Source organism: Desulfopila sp. IMCC35006 (assembly GCF_005116645.1).
Lineage (GTDB): Bacteria > Desulfobacterota > Desulfobulbia > Desulfobulbales > Desulfocapsaceae > Desulforhopalus_A.
The window spans coordinates 1-255 of the sequence record NZ_SWCM01000087.1 but is presented as its reverse complement, the minus strand read 5'-3'; the positions used below and the strand labels follow the sequence as shown (position 1 = coordinate 255).

Here is a 255-nt window from a genome sequence, read left to right as displayed (position 1 = left end):
AAAAGCGATGCTGGAGACCAGAATGTCCATCCGCATTGGAGAACTGCTTGTTGAGCTGGGACATCTGGCAGAAGACGACCTGACCGCCGCCTTTAATATCCAAAAAGAGAGGGAGACGGATCTCAAACTTGGTGAAATTCTGGTTAAATACAATTTTATCGATGAAAAGATATTTAACAGGATTCTTTCCATGCAGCTTGGATTTCCACTGATAGATGTAAATGTATCGCTTGTAGACAAACCTCTTTTCAACAA

Annotated in this window: 1 pseudogene; it reads left to right on the top strand. The window is 41.6% G+C overall.

The annotated features are described in order from the left end of the window. Positions 1 to 22: 22 nt before the first annotated feature. Positions 23 to 255, top strand: a pseudogene (locus tag FCL47_RS24245) (secretion system protein E); the annotation flags it as partial.